The following is an 18,189-nucleotide window of genomic DNA, read 5'->3' as shown; positions in this document are numbered from 1 at the left end:
ACGCCACAACGGGATCATGCTCGCACGATCGGATGAACGGCACAGGAAGATCGGGTCACAGCTACTCGCGGGACCCGACACCTCTGGCGTCGGGCCCCGCGGCCGATCCCGAGTCGAGCTGCCAGAACGACCACCGGAACGGAGAACCTCACACTGCCACCCGACTCTCCCTGTTGCAAGATACTGGCGACTGCACATCATCAGCAGAGGAGAACCATGGCCGAGTACACGCTTCCCGACCTCCCCTACGACTACGGCGCACTGGCGCCCCACATCGCGGGCGAGATCATGGAGCTGCACCACAGCAAGCACCACCAGACCTACGTCAACGGGCTGAACGACGCCCTCGAGAAGCTCGCCGCGGCCCGGGAGTCCGGCGACTTCGGCGCGATCGTCGGGCTGGAGAAGTCGCTCGCGTTCAACCTCGGCGGCCACATCAACCACTCGGTGTTCTGGCACAACCTCTCCCCCGACGGCGGCGGCAAGCCGACCGGCGAGCTGGCCGCCGCCATCGACGAGCAGTTCGGCTCCTTCGACGGGTTCCAGGCCCAGTTCACCGCAACGGCGACCACGATCCAGGGCTCCGGCTGGGCCGTCCTCGCCTGGGACGCGCTGGGCAGCCGGCTGCACATCGTCCAGCTGTACGACCAGCAGGGCAACGTGCCGATCGGGCTCGTCCCCGTGGTCATGCTCGACATGTGGGAGCACGCGTTCTACCTGCAGTACAAGAACGTGAAGCCGGACTACGTCAAGGCCTGGTGGAACGTCGTGAACTGGGCGGACGCGCAGGCCCGCTTCGACGCCGCCCGCACGCAGACCGGGTTGATCGTCCCGGCCTGACAGCTCCGACGCGCTGTCCCGTCCGGTCCAGCGGACGGGACAGCCTTCCAGCCTCTCGGGCCAGTGCCTCCGGCTCGACCGGAACGGGCGATTCGCGCGCGGGAAACGGGCGACTCGCGGACCGGGAACGGGCGACTCGCGGGGTCAGGGGGTGTCCGTGGTCCGGTCCGACCACCGCTGCTCCACGCGTCCGAACTTCCAGACGGCGAACGCGACCAGCCAGGCCAGGGCGAAGAGCGCGACGATGCCGTAGCCCGCGTAGTCCAGGGGGATCGCGGCGATGGCCGCGAGCGGGCCGGAGGTGATCCCCGCCTGCTCCGTGACCACCGACAGCAGCTCGATCGTCCCGATGACCAGGGCGACCGCGACGGACAGCGCGGTGATGGTGATGTTGTAGAAGACCTTGCGGACCGGCCGGGCGAAGGCCCAGCCGTAGGCGAAGTTCATGAAGATGCCGTCGATCGTGTCGAGCAGGCTCATTCCGGCGGCGAACAGGATCGGCAGCACCAGAATCGCGTAGAACGGCAGGCTGAACGCCGCGGCGCCACCCGCCAGCACCAGCAGACCCACCTCGCTGGCAGTGTCGAAACCCAGCCCGAACAGCACGCCGACCGGGTAGATGTGCCACGGTTTCGAGATCGAGCGGGTGAGTCCGCCGAGAAAGCGGTTCATGAAGCCGCGCTTGTCGAGCTGCTGCTCGAGCTCCTGCTCGTCGTACTCCCCGGTGCGCATCCTCCGGAAGATCCGGACGATGCCGACGAGCACGACGAGATTGAGGATCCCGAGGATCCACAGGAACGCCCCCGAGACCGTGGCACCGAGGATCCCCGTGATCGAGTGCAGCTCCGAGCTCTCGTCCTCGACCGGCCCCACCAGCGCCTTCACCCCGACGGCGAGCAGGAACGCCAGCCCGAACACCACGGTGGAGTGCCCGAGGGAGAACCAGAACCCGACCGACAGCGGGCGCCGCCCGCCCCCGGCGATGAGTTTGCGGGTGGTGTTGTCGATCGCGGCGATGTGGTCGGCGTCGAACGCGTGCCGCATTCCCAGCGTGTAGGCCAGCACGCCGACGCCCAGCCCGTACGTGCCGGTGCTGCCGAGATCGTAGTGGGCGGGCACCACCAAGACGATCAGCACGACTATTCCGACAAGGTGTAGAAGGAGCACGAACCCGAACATCCCGCCTATTGCGGACCGATCCGCGGGAGTGAGCGCCGAACGCATGGTCGCCCACCGCGAGGACGCGGCAGAAACGGTCGGGGAGGTCATGGCACACCTTTCACGGGGAACGCTCCTGCAAGATATCGGCAATTGCCCCGCCCCTGCCGGTGGCACACGTCACCACGACCCGGACCGGCGGCTCGGCGGCGGCGCCCGGGCATCGCCACGGAGCGCGCAGCGCTGTTTGCGCTCCGGGGCCGTCGCCGGTATCCCTGTCCGGTGCTCCTGCGCCAGCTCGAATACCTCAGCGCTCTGGCGCGGGAGCGGCATTTCGCGCGGGCGGCTGCCGCCTGCCACGTGTCGCAGCCCGCACTGTCGGCGGCCATCCGCCGGCTGGAGTCCGACCTCGGGGTGCAGATCGTGCGGCGGGAGCGCCGCTTCGGCGGGTTCACGCCGGAGGGCGAGCGGGTCGTCGTATGGGCCCACCGGATGCTCGCCGACCAGGACGCGATGCGCCAGGACCTCGACCGGATGGCGGGCGGCCTCACCGGCAAGCTCCGCATCGGCGCCATCCCCACGGCGCTCACCGCGGCACCGCTGCTCACCGCGCCGTTCAGCGACCAGCACGGACGGGTGCGGATCTCCATCGAGTCGCTGTCCTCCCGCGAGATCGTCCGCAAGCTCGCGGAGTACGAGCTCGACGTCGGCATGACCTACGTCGACGGGGAGGGGCTCGGCGGCTCGGTGCGGACCGTGCCGCTCTACCGGGAGCGCTACCTGCTCCTCACGCCCGAGGACTCGCCGATCGCCGAGCGGAGCAGCGCCCCCTGGGACGACGTCGCCACCCTGCCGCTGTGCCTGCTGTCCCCGGTGATGGAGAACCGGCGGATCCTCGACCGCGCCTTCGCCGCGGTGGGGGTCGCGGTGGAACCGATGCTGGAGGCGGACGCGGTGTCGGTGCTGTACGCGCACGTGGCCACCCACCGCTGGTCGACGATCATCGCCCACGCCTGGCTGCACCTGTTCGGGGTGCCCGACGGGATGCGGATCGTGCCGATGGTCGCGCCCGCGCAGAGCCACCGCATCGGACTGGTGCTGCCCGACCGCGTCCCCGAGCCGATGCTCGCGCGGGCCGTCCTCGACGTGGCGGCGCAGGTCGATCTGCGGGCCGAGCTGGACGAGCTGCTACGGCGGCACGTCCGTAGTCGCTCATAGACGGCGGTTATCACGGGATAGCCATGATTGCTTTGACCTGAGACACCTCAGACCGCGACAGTCATGTTCATGACGACGGACGTCACGGATCTCGCGGCGGTGCGTGCCGAGCACGTGCGGCACATCGCGACCACGCTGCGCGACGTGCGCGGCCCCCTCATCCCGATCCTCCACGCGGTGCAGGAGGACCTCGGCCACGTCGACCAGGCGGACGTCCCCGTGATCGCCGACGTGCTCAACCTCTCGGTCGCCGAGGTCCACGGCGTGGTCACCTTCTACCGCGACTTCCGGCGCGCCCCGGGCGGCCGCACCACGGTGCGGGTGTGCCAGGCGGAGGCCTGTCAGGCGGTCGGGGCCGAGGCGCTCGGCGAGCACGCGAAGCGGCGCACCGGCGTCGGCTTCGGTGCGACCACCTCCGACGGCGCCGTCACGCTCGACGAGGTCTTCTGCCTCGGCAACTGCGCGCTCGGTCCGGCCGTGCAGGTGGGCGACCGGCTCCACGGCCGGGTCACCCCCGCCCGTCTCGACGCACTGCTGGGAGAGGCCCGATGAACGCAGTGACGGTGCGGGTGTTCGTCCCGCGCGACGCCGCGGCCCGGTCCGTCGGTGCCGACGAGGTGGCCGAGCGGATCGCCGCGGCCGCCGCCACCGCGGGCCGGACGGTCGAGGTGGTGCGCACCGGCTCCCGCGGGATGCTCTGGCTGGAGCCGCTGGTCGAGGTCGAGACGCCCGCGGGCCGGGTCGGCTACGGGCCGGTCGCGCCCGAGGAGGTCGACGGGCTCGTCGCCGCGGGGCTGCTGGACGCCACCCCGGAGGGGCTCGGGCTCGTCGAGGACCTGCCCTGGATGCGCCGCCAGCAGCGGCTGACGTTCGCCCGCGTCGGGGTCGTCGACCCGCTCTCGGCCGACGACTTCGAGGCCCACGGCGGCTACGCCGGGCTGCGGGCCGCGCTCGCGATGGAGCCGGCCGCCGTGGTCGAGGAGGTCGTGTCCTCCGGGCTGCGCGGCCGGGGCGGCGCGGGGTTCCCCACGGGGATCAAGTGGCGCACGGTGCTCGGCGCCACCGCGGACATCAAGTTCGTCTGCTGCAACGCCGACGAGGGCGACTCCGGCACCTTCGCCGACCGGATGCTGATCGAGGGCGACCCGTTCACGCTGATCGAGGGCATGACGATCGCGGCTCACGCGGTGGGCGCCACCGAGGGGTACGTCTACCTGCGCTCGGAGTACCCGGAGGCCGTCGAGACGCTCAGCGCCGCGATCGAGATCGCCCGCGCCAGGGGCTGGCTCGGTGAGCGGATCCTCGGCTCGGAGCTGACCTTCGACCTCCACGTGCGGGTGGGCGCGGGCGCCTACATCTGCGGCGAGGAGACCTCGATGCTCGAGAGCCTCGAGGGCAAGCGCGGCATGGTGCGGGCCAAGCCGCCGATCCCGGCCCTCGAAGGGCTCTTCGGCCGCCCCACCGTGGTCAACAACGTGCTCTCGCTGGCCACGGTGCCCACGATCCTCGCGGGCGGCGCCGCCGCCTACGCGGCCTACGGCATGGGTCGCTCGCTGGGCACCAACGTCTTCCAGCTCGGCGGCAACATCGCCCGCGGGGGGATCGTCGAGACTGCCTTCGGGATCACCCTCGGCGAGCTCGTGGAGGACCTCGGCGGCGGCGCCGCGTCCGGACGTCCGGTGCGCGCGGTGCAGGTGGGCGGCCCGCTGGGCGCCTACGTGCCCACCACGCAGTTCGACCTGCCGATGGACTACGAGTCGTTCGCCGCGGCCGGGGCGATGGTCGGCCACGGCGGGATCGTCGTCTTCGACGACACCGTCGACATGTCCTCCATGGCCCGCTTCGCCTTCTCGTTCTGCGCCGAGGAGTCCTGCGGCAAGTGCACCCCGTGCCGGGTGGGTGCCGTGCGGGGCGTCGAGACGATCGACCGCATCCGCGCAGGCGAGGACCGCTCGAAGAACCTCGTCCTGCTCGACGACCTGTGCGAGCTGATGACCGACGGCTCGCTCTGCGCCATGGGCGGCCTCACCCCCTTGCCGGTGCGCAGCGCGCTGCGCCACTTCGGCGAGGACTTCGGCGTCCCGGCGACCACCACCACAGGATCAACCGACGGGGGCACGGCATGACGTTGCTCAAGGAGCCCGACTTCGGCACGCCCGCCCGCGAGGGTGCGGCCACCGTCGAGGTGACCATCGACGGGGTGGCCGTGACCGTGCCACCGGGCACGTCGGTCATGCGCGCAGCGAAGGAGGCCGGGCTCGACATCCCCAAGCTCTGCGCCACCGACAGCCTGGAGGCGTTCGGCTCCTGCCGGCTGTGCGTCGTGGAGATCGACGGCGCGCGCGGCACGCCCGCGTCCTGCACCACGCCCGTCGCGCCCGGCATGGTCGTACGCACGCAGACCGAGAAGCTCGGGAAGCTGCGCCGCGGGGTCATGGAGCTCTACATCTCCGACCACCCGCTGGACTGCCTGACGTGCTCGGCCAACGGCGACTGCGAGCTGCAGGACATGGCCGGGGTCACGGGCCTGCGCGAGGTCCGCTACGGGTCGGGTGTCGAGGCCGGCGCCAACCACATGGACCTGCTCAAGGACACGTCCAACCCCTACTTCGACTTCGACGCCTCCAAGTGCATCGCGTGCTCGCGCTGCGTCCGCGCCTGTGACGAGGTGCAGGGCACCCTGGCGCTCACGATCGAGGGCCGCGGCTTCGACTCGAAGGTCGCCGCGGGCGCAGGCGTGTCGTTCATGGAGTCCGACTGCGTCTCCTGCGGCGCGTGCGTGCAGGCCTGCCCCACGGCCACGCTGCAGGAGAAGTCGGTGGTGGCGCTGGGCATGCCCACCCGGTCGGTGGTCACCACGTGCGCCTACTGCGGTGTCGGCTGCTCGTTCAAGGCCGAGCTGCGCGGCGACGAGCTGGTGCGGATGGTGCCCTACAAGGACGGTGGCGCCAACGAGGGTCACTCGTGCGTCAAGGGCCGGTTCGCGTTCGGCTACGCCAGCCACCCGGACCGCGTGATGGCCCCGATGCTGCGCGAGTCGATCACCGACCCGTGGCGCGAGGTCTCCTGGGACGAGGCCATCCAGTTCACGGCACGGCGGCTGCGCGAGATCCAGGCCGAGCACGGTCCGGGCTCCATCGGCGCGATCACCTCGTCGCGGACGACGAACGAGGAGGTCTACGTCGTCCAGAAGATGGTGCGCGCGGTCTTCGGCAACAACAACGTCGACACCTGCGCCCGCGTCTGCCACTCCCCCACCGGCTACGGCCTCAAGCAGACCTTCGGCACGTCCGCGGGCACGCAGGACTTCAAGTCCGTCGCCAAGGCCGACGTGATCCTGGTGATCGGCGCCAACCCCACCGACGGCCATCCGGTGTTCGCGTCGCGCATGAAGCGGCGGCTGCGCCAGGGCGCCAAGCTGATCGTCATCGACCCGCGACGGATCGACCTCGTCCGCTCGCCCCACATCGAGGCCGAGCACCACCTGCAGCTCGCGCCCGGCACGAACGTGGCGATCGTCAACGCGATCGCGCACGTCATCGTCACCGAGGGGCTCGCCGACCGCGAGTTCATGCGGGAGCGCTGCGAGGGCGTCGAGGAGTGGGAGACGTTCATCGCCCGCCCCGAGAACAGCCCCGAGGCCGTCGCGGACATCACCGGGGTCCCCGCCGCCGACGTCCGGGCCGCGGCCCGGCTCTACGCGACCGCAGGCAACGGCGCGATCTACTACGGACTCGGCGTCACCGAGCACAGCCAGGGCTCCACCACGGTCATGGGCATGGCCAACCTCGCGATGGCCACCGGCAACATCGGCCGCGACGGTGTGGGCGTCAACCCGCTCCGCGGGCAGAACAACGTGCAGGGCTCCTGCGACATGGGCTCCTTCCCGCACGAGCTGCCCGGCTACCGGCACGTCTCCGACGACGGCGCCCGTGACGTCTACGAGCAGCTCTGGGGCGTGCCGCTGCTCGATGAGCCCGGCCTGCGCATCCCCAACATGTTCGACTCGGCCATCGACGGCTCGTTCCGGGCGCTGTTCGTGCAGGGCGAGGACATTGCCCAGTCCGACCCCAACACCACGCACGTGCACGCCGCGCTCGCCGCGCTCGACCTCGTCGTCGTCCAGGACCTCTTCGAGAACGAGACGGCGAAGTTCGCCCACGTGCTGCTGCCCGGCACGTCGTTCCTCGAGAAGGACGGCACGTTCACCAACGCCGAGCGGCGGATCAACCGGGTGCGCCCGGTGATGGCGCCGAAGACGGGCAAGCAGGAGTGGGAGATCATCTGCGAGATCTCGCAGGCGATGGGCTACCCGATGCACTACGACTCGTCCGCCCAGATCATGGACGAGATCGCGATGACCACCCCGACGTTCGCCGGCGTCTCGTTCGCCCACCTGGACAGGGTGGGCAGCGTGCAGTGGCCGTGCAACGACGCGGCTCCCGAGGGCACGCCGATCATGCACGAGAACGGGTTCGTGCGCGGCAAGGGCCGGCTCGTCGAGACGGTCTACGTGCCCACCCAGGAGCGCAGCACGCGCAAGTTCCCGCTGATCCTCACCACCGGCCGGATCCTGTCGCAGTACAACGTGGGCGCGCAGACCCGCCGCACGGCCAACTCCGCATGGCACCCCGAGGACCTCCTCGAGCTGCACCCGCACGACGCGGAGGTGCGGGGGATCAACGACGGCGACATGGTCGCGCTCTCCAGCAGGGTCGGTCAGACCACGCTGCGGGCCGTCGTGTCGGAACGGATGCCTGTCGGCGTCTGCTACACGACCTTCCACCACCCGGTCACCGGAGCCAACGTGATCACCACGGACAACTCCGACTGGGCCACCAACTGTCCGGAGTACAAGGTCACCGCTGTGCAGGTGGCGCTCTCGTCGGCGCAGGTCGCCGTCCGCGAGGAGCTGGCGCAGCGGCCGGTCGTCACGGCAGGGGACTGATCGATGTCCACCACCACCGTCCCCCCGCACGTGCGGCTGGCCAATGAGGTCGCCGTGCAGTTCGCCCACCAGCCGTTCGAGGTGGCGGCCGCCGCGGTGGCCACGCACCTGCGCGACTTCTGGGAGCCGCGGATGAGGGCAGCGCTGCTGGCCCACGTCGCTTCCGGCGGCGAGGGGCTCGACCCGATGGCCGTGCGGGCGGCGGAGCTCCTCCGCCCGGCGGCCTGATGAGCACCGCCTTCGCACCGCCCGTGACGTCGCTGTCCTGGGACGGCGCGCGGGAGCGGGCCCACGCGGCCGCGCGGCCGCTGCCCGTGCGGTGGGTCCCGATCGCCGACGCGGAGGGGGCGGTGCTGGCCGCGCCCGTGGTGGCGCCGTCCGCCGTGCCGCCGGTGGACCGCTCGGCGATGGACGGCTACGCGGTCTGCGGCGCGGCGCCGTGGACGCTCGTCGGCCGGGTCGGTGTCGCCACCTCCGCGCCCGCTCAGCTGCGTGCCGGCGAAGCGTTCGCCGTGGTCACCGGGGCGGCCGTGCCTGCAGGCACCACGGCCGTGCTGCCCGACGAGGACGCTGTCGTGGACGGTCGCCGGGTCGCCGGGTCGGTCACGCCGGGCAGGCACGTGCGCCGCGCCGGCGAGGAGTGTTCGGCGGGCGATGAGCTGCTGCCGGCAGGCATCGTGGTGCACCCCGCCGTGCTCGGGCTCGTCGCCACGCTGGGCCTGGACCGGCTGCCGGTGCATCCGCACCCGCGGGTGGCCGCGCTGGTCACCGGCGACGAGCTGGTCTCCGAGGGGCCCTCGGGGCCGGGCCGGGTGCGCGACGCCATCGGTCCCATGCTGCCCGGCCTGCTGGCCGGCGCCGGTGCCCGGGCGGTGGCCACCGCCGCGTTGCCCGACTCCCGCGCCCTGCTCCTCGACGCCATCGCCGACGCCGACGCCGACCTGGTGCTCGTCTCCGGCTCCTCGGCCTCCGGTCCCGCCGACCACCTGCGTCCGGCGCTCGCCGCGCTCGAGGCGGACCTCCTCGTCGACGGCGTGACCTGTCGTCCCGGTCACCCGCAGGCCCTGGCCCGGCTGCGCGACGGGCGGCTGGTGGTGGGGTTGCCCGGCAACCCGTTCGCCGCGCTCGCCGCGTTCCTGACCCTCGCGGTCCCCGTCATCAGCGGGCTGCGCGGTGAGCCGCTGCCCGTCCTGGTGGCGGCCCCGGTTCCGGGCGGGCTGCCCCGCCACGCCGTGTGCACCCGGCTGGTCCCGGTGCGCGTCGGCCCCCACGGCGCGGAGCCGGTGGGCCACAACGGGCCGGCGATGCTCCGGGGGGCCGCGGTCGCCGACGCGCTCGCCGTGGTCGACCCCGGCCCGGCCGCGGCGATCGCCGCGCGTCTCCTGCCCTTCGACCAGGGAGCACGACCATGGGGCGTCTGATCGCGCGGCGCGCGGTACTGCGCGTCACCCCGAACGGTGTCACGCGGCGGCCCGACTCCATCGCCGTCGAGGAGCCGCTGGAGCTGCGGGTCGCGGGCAAGCCGCTGGCCGTCACGATGCGCACGCCGGGCCACGACGTCGAGCTCGCCCACGGCTTCCTGCTCACGGAGGGCGTGATCGGCAGTGCCGCGGACATCAGCACCGCGCGCTACTGCGACTCCGTCGACGCCGACGGCCGCAACACCTACAACGTTCTCGACGTCGGGCTCGCGCCGGGTGTGCCCGCCCCGGACCCCGGTGTGGAGCGCAACTTCTACACCACCTCGTCGTGCGGGGTGTGCGGGAAGGCGTCGCTCGACGCCGTGCGCCTGAAGTCGCGGCACTCCCCCGCCGCCGACCCCACGCAGGTGTCCGCGGAGGTGCTCGCCGGCCTGCCCGACGCCCTGCGGCGGCGCCAGCAGGTCTTCGACCGCACCGGCGGGCTGCACGCGGCCGGGCTGTTCACCGCCGACGGCGACCTGCTGGTCGTGCGCGAGGACGTCGGGCGGCACAACGCCGTCGACAAGGTCCTGGGGTGGGCGTTGCTGCAGGGCCGGATCCCGGCGAGCGGCTGTGTCCTCACGGTGTCCGGGCGCACGTCGTTCGAGCTGGCCCAGAAGGCCGTGATGGCCGGCGTGCCGGTGATCGCTGCGGTCTCGGCGCCGTCGTCGCTCGCGGTCGAGCTCGCCGAGGAGTGCGGCCTCACCATGGCCGGCTTCATCCGCGACGGCTCGATGAACATCTACACGCGCACCGACCGGATCCTGCTGCCCGAGAGCGCGCCGGCCACTCCGCGCGACCCGGCCTTCGCCACGCCCTGACGGCGCGGGGCCGACCGGCTACCTCGCCGGTGCGGCCACCGTCGTGCCGGCCGGCCGGTCGCCGGGCTCGTCGAACACCTGAGCGGTGCGCAGTGCCCACTTGCTGGTGGTCACCAGGCCGATCACGAACATCGCCACACCGATCGCGGTCATGATCAGCCAACCGAGATGCGCCGCGGTGACGAAGCCGGTGGACAGCGGCCCGACGATCCGGGCGGTCACCACCGATCCGAGCACCGCCACCCCGAGCGTCGCGCCCACCTGCCTGCTCGTGGACGCCACCGCCGCCGCCACGCCGGCCCGCGCCATCGGCATCCCGGAGACGGCGGCTGTGGTGATCGGCGGGTTGATGAAGCCGAACCCGACCCCGAACACGGCGTAGGCGAGCACCACCGTCAGCAGCGAGGTCTGTGCGGTGAGCCCGGAGAGCAGGAAGGAGCCCACCGCGATCGCCAGGCCACCCGCCAGCAGCGGCAGCCGGGGGCCGCGCGTTCCGACGAGGCGTCCCGAGATCGGCGACAGCACCGCCGTCATGACGGCCATCGGCAGCGTGAGCAGGCCGGCGTGCAGCGGTGTGAACCCGCGCACCTCCTGCAGGTACAGGGCATTGAGGAAGAGGAAGCCCGCCATCACGCCGAACGAGCCGACGGCGATGAGCGTGGCGCCGGTGAACGGGGCGCTCCTGAAGAACTTGATGTCCAGCAGCGGCTGGTCCTTGCGCTGCTCGTAGCGGACGAAGGCGATCGCGGAGGCGACCGTCACGACCGCGCAGCCGATGATCCACGGCGACCGGACGCCCAGGCCGGGCGCCTCGATGATCGCGTAGGTCAGCGTGGCCAGCAGCACGATCAGCAGCACCTGCCCGACCGGGTCGAGCGGCCGCGGCCGTGCCGCCCGGGAGTTCGGCACGAACCGGGCCACGAGAAGCACGGCGGCGATCCCGATCGGCACGTTGATCCAGAAGACCGACCGCCAGCCGATGCTGTCCACCAGCACGCCGCCGAACAACGGGCCGAGCGCCCAGCTCAGCCCGACGACCGAGCCCCAGACGCCGATGGCCTTCGCCCGCTCGCGGCGCTCGGTGAACGTGTTCGTGATGATCGACAACGCGACCGGGTTCAACATCGAGCCACCGACGGCCTGCAGCATCCGGAACACGATCAGCAGCCCGATGCCGGGGGCGATGCTGCACAGCAGCGACCCGAGGCTGAACAGGACCAGACCGATCTGGAACACGCGCTTGCGACCGAACCGGTCGCCCGTCGAGCCCGCCAGCATGAGCAGGCTCGCGAGCACGACGGTGTAGGCGTCGATCACCCACTGCAGGCTCGACACCGAGGCCTGGAGCTCGCGGCCGATCGAGGGCAGGGCCAGGTTGACGATCGTGTTGTCCAACCCGACGATGAACAGCCCCATGCAACAGATCCACAGGATCGCCGTCTTGTGGCGCCGGTCAAGTTCGGGCATGTCCACCCCAAGAAGCTCGCTAGGTAGTTAGCACGCTACAACTACCTGGCCGGCGAGGAGCATTTCCGAATGGGACATCGGTCACCCGGCGGGTGGCGGCGCCCCGTTCGCGCGCGCGGCACCGCGGCCCAGCTCGACGAGGAGCTCGGGGGCGTCGGACGGGTCGAGGACCGCCTCGACGAGCACCAGCCGGTCGGTGCGCTCCCGGGCCTGCACGAGTGCCAGGGCGAGGGCCTCCCGGGTGCGGACCGTCGTGGTGAGCACCGGTACTCCTGGGGCGAGCACGGACGGCAGTGCCGCCCAGTCCCAGCTGGTGATGTCCTGGTAGACCGCATGCGGGCTCTGGATGGCCCGCTCGATCGTGTACCCGGCGTTGTTGATGAGCACGATGATCGGCGTGTGCCCACCGTGCAGGATCGTGGCCAGCTCCTGGATGGTCAGCTGTGCGGCACCGTCACCGATGAACAGCACGCTGCGGTGCTCCGGCACGGCGAGAGAGATGCCGAGGGTCGCGGGCAGGGTGTACCCGATCGACGACCAGACGGGTTGGGCCAGCAGGTCGGAGTTGTGCGGCATGTGCAGGGCCAGCGCCCCGAACAGGGCGGTACCGGCGTCGGCGATCGCGGTCACCCCCTCGGGCATCCACTGCTGGACCTCCGCCCAGAACTGGCCCTGCGTCAGCACGTCGGAGTCCGGCGCATCCGGGACGCCGGGCCGGGGCTCCTTCGGCAGCGGTGGCAACGGTGGGAAGCCCCGCTCGGCCACCACCTCGTGCAGGATCCGCAAGGAGTCGTCCATGTGCAGGCCGTGGAAGAGGGAGGCGCCGATCCGGGCGCTCTCGAAGCCGAGCTCGACGGCGTCCTCCGGCGAGAACCGGTGGGTGAACAGCCCCGTGAGCACGTCGCTCAGCGTCGTGCCGGCCAGTACGAGCAGCGGCGCGCCGTCGACGGCGTCCCGGGTGGCCGCGGACCTGGTCATGGCGCCCATGTACGTGCCGAGGCTCGCGGGGTGGCGCTCGTCGAGCATGGCTTTCGCGCCCGCCTGGGTCGCGATGCGGACGCCCGGCAGATCGGCCAGCTTCGCGAGCTCGCCCTCCAGGCGCCGCCGGTGCACCCGCGGCCCCGCGAGGACGGTCAGTGAGGGCTCTGCCGCGAGCAGAGCCACCAGCGCGGCCCGGAACTGCTGGATCGACGTCGGGTCGCTGGGCGAGCGGCGCAGGGGCAGCGCCAGGTTCGCGGCCGGGACGCGCGCGACCGCCACGTCGGCGGGGATGCCCAGGTAGACCGGCTTGCCCTCGTTGATCGCGGTGAGCAGCAGCCGGTCGATCTGCCCCACCGCCGTCGCGGCGCGCAGGACGGTGCCCGCGGCGGTCACCTCGCGGTAGGCACGGACGAAGTGGTCGTGGTCGCCGTCCACCAGCGTGTGGTGGAGCAGGAGACCCTCGGCCCGGGCCTTCGTGGGTGGCATTCCGCTCACCAGCACGACCGGGACGTCCTCGGCGTAGCTGCCGGCGATGCCGTTCATGGCCGACAGCTCGCCGACCCCGTAGGTGGTGACCACCGCTGCCAGCCCGCGACGGCCGCGGGCGTACGCGTCGGCGGCGTAGGCCGCGTTCAGCTCGTTGGTGCAGCCGACCCACTCGATGCCGGGGACGGCGAGCATCTCGTCGAGCAGGCCGAGGCTGAAGTCACCCGGAAGACCGAAGACGTGGGGACCGTCCAGCTGGCGCAGGCGGGTGGCGAGGTAGGCGCCGACGGTGACGGTTGCGTCCGGTGCGGGGAGGACGTCTGGCGTGGGGACGGACATGGTTCCTCTCGGGGTACGAGGGCTGCCGAAGGCTGCGGTGGAACGAGCCTTGCTGGAACCGTGGCTCCTGTCGCCGGTCCGTGACGACGATCGCAATCCGGGTGCTGGCGCACGTACGCCCCGGCGGGCCGGCCGGGTGCCGGGATGACGCTACCGGCCCGGCGCCACGGCGCAGGCCGTCAGCCGCGGCCGTAGTCGGGGAGTGCGAACTGCCCGACCCGGCCCAGCTGCCGGGCCAGGAGGCCACGCAACGGCCGGCTCGTCGCGCAGCGGATCGACGCGGCCTGCAGCCGGATCACGCCCGCACCGGTGGGTGCGAAGCCGTGCATGCCCAACGGCAGGCTCTGCCCCCTCCTGACGTACGGCCGCAACACCTGCTCGTAGCGGGCGAACCCGGTGCGGTGGTCACCGCCGGCCGTCGCGAGCTCGCCTGCCAGCACATAGGCCCCGACGATGGCGAGACTGGTCCCCAGCCCGGTGAGCAGCGTCGGGCAGTAGCCCGCGTCACCGACAAGGCCGACCCGGCCCCGTGACCACCGGGCGAGGCGGACCTGGCTGATCGAGTCGAACCGGAAGTCGGACGCCGCGCGCATCGCCCCGAGCAACGCCGGGGCCTTCCAGCCGACCCCGGCGAACCGGCGGGCGACGAGGTCCTGCTGCGCGGCGACGTCGTGCCGGTCGTGCTCCCCCGGCGCCGAGGTGAAGCTCAGCCGGGCCTTCGACTCACCGGGCGAGCGTCCGGACCGCAGCGAGACGGCGCGGCCACCGGGAGCGTTGTGCGTGACGAACCAGCCGTCGAGATCACCGGCGTCCGGAGCGGTGAACCACGCGGTGTACCCGCCCACGGCCCGGACGCAGCGCGCCTCCGGGCCGAAGACCAGGCGACGCACCACGGAGTGCACTCCGTCGGCCCCGAGCACCAGGCCGTACCGGCGGCGACCCGCCTTCCGGAACGAGACGGTCACGCCGCCGCCGTCCTGCACGATGGCGGAGATCGTGTCGTCGAACAGGTACTCGACCGCACCGACGCCGACGTCGTGGAGCACCCGGACGAGATCACCCCTCAGCACCTCGACCTTGGACATCCGCTCCGGAGTTCCGAAGAGCTCCGCCGGAATCCGGGCGGTCACCCGCCCCACGGCGTCGACCCATGCGAACCCTCGATGGTCGAGGGCCACCTCGCCCATCCGGTCGAGCAACCCCATCCGCTCGACCACGGCGTATCCCGCCCCGCGGAGGTCCACGGACTGCCCGCCGGCCCGGAGCGCGGGTGCGCGCTCGACCACGGTGGTGGGGAACCCGTGCCGGCTCAGCCAGTAGGCGAGCGTGAGACCGGCGATGCCGGCTCCGCACACCAGCACGTCGGGCAGCCCCACGCCTCGAGCTTACGAGCGTCCCGATCTTCATGGGACCAGCGGCGGCCCGCACCACGCCGGGTCACCTCCGGCGGCTCCGGGCACGTCCGGAGGAACACGCGACAGTGCCGAGAGGGGCGCATGACCGAGGACGACCGAGAGCTCGTCGCGGACGCGACGCAGCTTCTCCGGGTCGATGCCCGTGCGGATACCCTCGCGGTGAAACATCTGGACGAGGTCCTCGGTGGCGATGTTGCCCGATGACCCGGGGGCGAACGGACAGCCGCCGAGACCGCCGATCGCGGCGTCGAAGCGGGTGATACCGAGCTGGAAGGCGGTCCACGCGTTGGCCCGGGCCATCCCGTGGGTGTCGTGCAGGTGCAGGCCGAGCGGCACATCGGGAACCACATCGCGGACCGCGGCGACCGTGCGCGTGACGGCGCCGGGCTGGGCCGCCCCGACCGTGTCGGCCAGGTGCACCACCACGGCCCCGAGCTCGACCAGCCGCCGGGCCGTCGCCGCCGCCCGCTCCGGCGGGATGTCGCCGTCGAACGCGCACACGAAGGCCGGTGCGACGCACGCCTCGGCGGTCACGCCCGCGGCCTGCAACACCCCGAAGGCCGGGCCGAGGCGGTCGAGTGCCTCCGCGGTGGAGACGCCGACACTGGCGCTGCTGTGCCGGTCGGTCGCGGAGACGACGACCCGCACGGAGCGGGCACCGGCCTCGACGGCCTGCTGGGCACCGAACTCGGTGAACACGAGGGTGTACAGCGCGGCGGTGCTCTCTGCGACGAGAGTGCGCAGCACCGCGTCGGACCCGGCCATCTGCGGCACCCGGCGCAGGCTGGCGAAGGCACCGACCTCCAGCGAGACGAGGCCGGCGTCGAGCAGCCGGCGGGCGACGCGGACGCGGTCCAGTGGCGCGACGGAGATGGGCTCGTCCTGCAGGCCGTCCCGGAGCACGACGTCCGTGATCAGAACGTCTCGCTCGGCGTCCATCCAGGTCACTCCTCCTGCGCGCAGCCGCCGGACGGTGTCGTGTCCCGCAGCCCTCAGGATTGTCATGCAGTCATCCCTGACCCCCCACTATATGACTTCGATCTCTAGCATGTGGATACGACGATCTGGCGTCAAGGCAGAGATCGATACGATGCGTCATCTCACAGCGGGACAGGAGTGAAGGCATGCCGGACGATGACGGCCGCACGTCTGTGGTGCCGGTACTCGTGCTGCGCAAGATCACGCAGATCCTGCGGTCGTTCAGCATCGAGCAGCCGGAGCTGACCCTGCAGCAGATCATCAGGACGACCGGGCTGCCTCCGAGCACCTGCCAGCGACTGGTCCGCAACCTCGTGGTCGAGGGCTTCCTCGACCGCGACGACGACCGCTACCGGATCGGCCTGGACTTCGTGCAGTGGGCCGCGCCGGGCACGTTCGGCCTCGACATCGTCCGGCTCACCCGGCCCGCGCTGCAGGCGCTGCGCGACCGGACGGGTGAGACGGCGTGCCTCTACGTCCGGCACGGCCCCTTCCGCACGGTCGTCTCGCTCGCGGAGTCCCGGCATCCGGTGATCCGGCTGTTCGTGGTGGGGATGGTCATGCCGCTGCACGCAGGATCGGCCGGCAAGGTGCTGCTCGCCTGGGATCCGACCGCGCGCCAGGAGGCGGTCCGGCACGGCCTGGGCAGGTTCACCGAGCACACGACCGTCGACATCGACGAGCTCACCGGACAGCTCGCCGCCATCCGGCGCGCCGGCTACGCGGCCAGCTTCGAGGAGCGGGACGCCGGCGCCGCCTCCATCAGTGCACCGGTGTTCGGGCTCAGCGGAGAGCTCGTCGCCGCCCTGGGCATCGGTGCCCCGCTCCAGCGGCTGGGCCCGGCCGAGGCCGGCCGGTGGGCTCCGACCGTCATGGAGCTCGCTCGCGACGCCTCGCGGCGCATCGGTTTCCGCGCCGAGATGCGCGCCGAGAACCTCTCCGCCTCGGTCGCCGACGTCAGGGCCACCGCCACCGGCGACTGACCCCGCGATCCCCGCGGCCGATCCCTCCGCGGCCCCTCCGGACACCGCTCCCGGCACCGCCGGGGCCGGGCTCGGGGGCGTTCGCCACCGGCTCGTCCGGTCTGTCCCGTCCGCGTCCCACAATGCCGGGCACGGGTTCTTGACGGTCCCATCTTGCGGTCGCAGCATGGTGAGTCGACGTTCACATCGTGGGTTCCACTTCCATCAATGTGTCCGACTGTCCGACCGTTCAAGGAGGATCGATTGACCGAGACACGTGGGACACGGGGGCCACTCGAACAGGCCCCGCGCGACCAGCCAGGGGAGGTGGGTGAGCGGATCGACCGGCTGCCGGTCACCCGCACCCAGCGGCGGGCCACCGTCGCCGTGGGCCTCGGCCTGTTCTTCGAGTTCTACGAGGTCTTCCTCACCGGCGTGCTCAGCAGCGTGCTGGTGGGCGAGTTCGGGCTCTCCAAGGCCGAGCTCCCGCTGGTCCTCTCCTCGACGTTCATCGGGATGTTCGTCGGGGCGCTGGTGCTGGGACGGTTCGCCGACCGTCTCGGACGGCGCGGCGCGTTCCTGCTCAACCTCTCCATCTACTCGCTGTTCTCCCTGCTCGGGGCGTTCAGCATGAGCGCCGTGTGGCTCGTCACCACGAGGTTCCTCGCCGGGGTCGGCCTCGGGGCCGAGCTGCCGCTCGCGGACACCTACCTCACCGACCTGCTGCCGGCGCGCCGCCGCGGCCGGTACATCGCCTGGGCCTACACGCTCGGCTTCATCGGGGTGCCGGTGCTCGGTTTCCTCGCCCACTCGCTCGCCATGACGACGTGGCTGGGTGTCGCGGGCTGGCGGTGGATGTTCGTCATCGGCGCGCTCGGCGCCTTCGTCGTGTTCCTCCTGCGCCGCGGACTGCCGGAGTCGCCGCGATGGCTCGAGTCCGTGGGGCGCACCGAGGAGGCCGACCAGGTGGTCACCCGGCTCGAGAACGAGGCAGGCGGCCTGCCGTCGGAGCCCACCGGCCGGCCTCGGCCGGGCCCAGCCGCTGGAGCGGGGCACCGATGCCCAGGGCGGCGACGAGCTCTCCGCTGAGCCCGAACACCGGTGCACTGATGGAGG

The 18,189-nt window shown here is 72.0% G+C and carries 15 protein-coding genes; 10 read left to right on the top strand and 5 right to left on the bottom strand.

Translation table 11 applies throughout. The features are described from left to right. Nucleotides 1-216 precede the first annotated feature (216 nt). A complete protein-coding gene (locus tag HF577_RS05770; protein ID WP_169394688.1) occupies nucleotides 217-840 on the top strand; it encodes a superoxide dismutase in 624 nt (207 codons plus the stop codon). A gap of 144 nt (nucleotides 841-984) precedes the next feature. Here HF577_RS05770 and nicT read toward each other — a convergent pair whose 3' ends face one another. Then, on the bottom strand, nucleotides 985-2,064 hold the full coding sequence (gene nicT, locus HF577_RS05765) for a Nickel transporter NicT (protein ID WP_246265884.1): 1,080 nt from the start codon (nucleotides 2,062-2,064) through the stop codon (nucleotides 985-987). A gap of 216 nt (nucleotides 2,065-2,280) precedes the next feature. Here nicT and HF577_RS05760 point away from each other — a divergent pair, with 216 nt between their 5' ends. The 7 genes from HF577_RS05760 to fdhD all read left to right on the top strand — a co-directional run bounded on the left by HF577_RS05760 (nucleotide 2,281) and on the right by fdhD (nucleotide 10,445). Continuing rightward, nucleotides 2,281-3,216, top strand: coding sequence for a LysR family transcriptional regulator (locus HF577_RS05760; RefSeq protein ID WP_169394686.1), 936 nt, complete (start codon nucleotides 2,281-2,283; stop codon nucleotides 3,214-3,216). 69 nt (nucleotides 3,217-3,285) lie between these two features. After that, the gene (locus HF577_RS05755) at nucleotides 3,286-3,768 is read left to right on the top strand and encodes a formate dehydrogenase subunit gamma (protein ID WP_169394685.1); all 483 of its coding nucleotides are present in this window, start codon (nucleotides 3,286-3,288) and stop codon (nucleotides 3,766-3,768) included. Beyond that, nucleotides 3,765-5,342 carry a formate dehydrogenase beta subunit gene (locus tag HF577_RS05750; RefSeq protein ID WP_169394684.1) on the top strand — a complete coding sequence of 526 codons (1,578 nt, stop codon included), beginning with the start codon at nucleotides 3,765-3,767 and terminating at the stop codon, nucleotides 5,340-5,342. Before HF577_RS05755 ends, HF577_RS05750 begins: the two co-directional genes overlap by 4 nt. Continuing rightward, nucleotides 5,339-8,164, top strand: a complete 2,826-nt coding sequence (gene fdhF, locus HF577_RS05745; protein ID WP_169394683.1) for a formate dehydrogenase subunit alpha — start codon at nucleotides 5,339-5,341, stop codon at nucleotides 8,162-8,164. The genes HF577_RS05750 and fdhF overlap by 4 nt, the downstream gene beginning before the upstream one ends. A gap of 3 nt (nucleotides 8,165-8,167) precedes the next feature. Next, nucleotides 8,168-8,392, top strand: coding sequence for a formate dehydrogenase subunit delta (locus HF577_RS05740; protein WP_169394682.1), 225 nt, complete (start codon nucleotides 8,168-8,170; stop codon nucleotides 8,390-8,392). Then, a complete protein-coding gene (locus tag HF577_RS05735) occupies nucleotides 8,392-9,585 on the top strand; it encodes a molybdopterin molybdotransferase MoeA (RefSeq protein ID WP_169394681.1) in 1,194 nt (397 codons plus the stop codon). Before HF577_RS05740 ends, HF577_RS05735 begins: the two co-directional genes overlap by 1 nt. After that, on the top strand, nucleotides 9,573-10,445 hold the full coding sequence (gene fdhD, locus HF577_RS05730) for a formate dehydrogenase accessory sulfurtransferase FdhD (RefSeq protein ID WP_169394680.1): 873 nt from the start codon (nucleotides 9,573-9,575) through the stop codon (nucleotides 10,443-10,445). Before HF577_RS05735 ends, fdhD begins: the two co-directional genes overlap by 13 nt. A gap of 18 nt (nucleotides 10,446-10,463) precedes the next feature. Here the strand turns inward: fdhD and HF577_RS05725 are convergent, their stop codons facing one another. From HF577_RS05725 to HF577_RS05710, 4 genes are all read right to left on the bottom strand, one after another. Next, nucleotides 10,464-11,912, bottom strand: a complete 1,449-nt coding sequence (locus HF577_RS05725; RefSeq protein WP_169394679.1) for an MFS transporter — start codon at nucleotides 11,910-11,912, stop codon at nucleotides 10,464-10,466. 81 nt (nucleotides 11,913-11,993) lie between these two features. Next, nucleotides 11,994-13,718, bottom strand: coding sequence for an alpha-keto acid decarboxylase family protein (locus HF577_RS05720; protein WP_169394678.1), 1,725 nt, complete (start codon nucleotides 13,716-13,718; stop codon nucleotides 11,994-11,996). A gap of 179 nt (nucleotides 13,719-13,897) precedes the next feature. Continuing rightward, a complete protein-coding gene (locus tag HF577_RS05715) occupies nucleotides 13,898-15,094 on the bottom strand; it encodes an FAD-dependent oxidoreductase (protein ID WP_169394677.1) in 1,197 nt (398 codons plus the stop codon). Nucleotides 15,095-15,121: 27 nt separating this feature from the next. Next, on the bottom strand, nucleotides 15,122-16,138 hold the full coding sequence (locus tag HF577_RS05710) for a hydroxymethylglutaryl-CoA lyase (protein ID WP_246265883.1): 1,017 nt from the start codon (nucleotides 16,136-16,138) through the stop codon (nucleotides 15,122-15,124). A gap of 119 nt (nucleotides 16,139-16,257) precedes the next feature. On the opposite strand from HF577_RS05710, the gene HF577_RS05705 reads away from it, so the two are divergent. Together HF577_RS05705 and HF577_RS05700 are read left to right on the top strand one after the other, a co-directional pair. Further along, nucleotides 16,258-17,094, top strand: coding sequence for an IclR family transcriptional regulator (locus HF577_RS05705; RefSeq protein WP_169394676.1), 837 nt, complete (start codon nucleotides 16,258-16,260; stop codon nucleotides 17,092-17,094). A 243-nt stretch (nucleotides 17,095-17,337) separates the two neighbouring features. Beyond that, entirely contained in the window at nucleotides 17,338-18,162 is an 825-nt protein-coding gene (locus HF577_RS05700) for an MFS transporter (protein ID WP_246265881.1), read from the top strand. The last annotated feature ends 27 nt before the right edge of the window (nucleotides 18,163-18,189 follow it).

The organism is Pseudonocardia xinjiangensis, from assembly GCF_012911925.1.
Taxonomy (GTDB): domain Bacteria; phylum Actinomycetota; class Actinomycetes; order Mycobacteriales; family Pseudonocardiaceae; genus Pseudonocardia; species Pseudonocardia xinjiangensis.
Note: the sequence above shows the minus strand (reverse complement) of the source record. Positions and strands in the feature narration are given on the sequence as shown.

Coding starts and splice junctions, on each gene's coding strand:
- HF577_RS05725 (WP_169394679.1), bottom strand. CDS start 11,912: ATGCCCGAACTTGACCGGCGCCACAAGACGGCGATCCTGTGGATCTGT.
- fdhD (WP_169394680.1), top strand. CDS start 9,573: ATGGGGCGTCTGATCGCGCGGCGCGCGGTACTGCGCGTCACCCCGAAC.
- HF577_RS05710 (WP_246265883.1), bottom strand. CDS start 16,138: ATGACAATCCTGAGGGCTGCGGGACACGACACCGTCCGGCGGCTGCGC.
- fdhF (WP_169394683.1), top strand. CDS start 5,339: ATGACGTTGCTCAAGGAGCCCGACTTCGGCACGCCCGCCCGCGAGGGT.
- HF577_RS05705 (WP_169394676.1), top strand. CDS start 16,258: ATGCCGGACGATGACGGCCGCACGTCTGTGGTGCCGGTACTCGTGCTG.
- HF577_RS05720 (WP_169394678.1), bottom strand. CDS start 13,718: ATGTCCGTCCCCACGCCAGACGTCCTCCCCGCACCGGACGCAACCGTC.
- HF577_RS05750 (WP_169394684.1), top strand. CDS start 3,765: ATGAACGCAGTGACGGTGCGGGTGTTCGTCCCGCGCGACGCCGCGGCC.
- HF577_RS05740 (WP_169394682.1), top strand. CDS start 8,168: ATGTCCACCACCACCGTCCCCCCGCACGTGCGGCTGGCCAATGAGGTC.
- HF577_RS05755 (WP_169394685.1), top strand. CDS start 3,286: ATGACGACGGACGTCACGGATCTCGCGGCGGTGCGTGCCGAGCACGTG.
- HF577_RS05735 (WP_169394681.1), top strand. CDS start 8,392: ATGAGCACCGCCTTCGCACCGCCCGTGACGTCGCTGTCCTGGGACGGC.
- HF577_RS05770 (WP_169394688.1), top strand. CDS start 217: ATGGCCGAGTACACGCTTCCCGACCTCCCCTACGACTACGGCGCACTG.
- nicT (WP_246265884.1), bottom strand. CDS start 2,064: ATGCGTTCGGCGCTCACTCCCGCGGATCGGTCCGCAATAGGCGGGATG.